Here is a 229-nt window from a genome sequence, read left to right on the forward strand (position 1 = left end):
GCCGCGCAGCAGCAGACCAACGTTGTCGCCGGCCTGACCCTGGTCCAGCAGCTTGCGGAACATTTCCACGCCGGTGCAGGTGGTTTTCACGGTGTCGGTGATACCAACGATTTCAATCTCTTCGCCGACCTTGATGATGCCGCGCTCAACGCGACCGGTCACCACGGTGCCGCGGCCCGAGATCGAGAACACGTCTTCCACTGGCATCAGGAAGGCGCCGTCCACTGCG

The 229-nt window shown here is 62.9% G+C and carries 1 protein-coding gene; it reads right to left on the reverse strand.

Features of this window, described 5'->3' with window-relative positions; all coding sequences use genetic code 11:
• Positions 1–229, reverse strand: a 229-nt coding sequence (locus tag AC6H42_RS19335) for an EF-Tu/IF-2/RF-3 family GTPase (RefSeq protein ID WP_497548739.1), incomplete at both ends; no start/stop codon positions are given.

The sequence above is a fragment of the Massilia sp. NBRC 108631 genome (assembly GCF_059704565.1).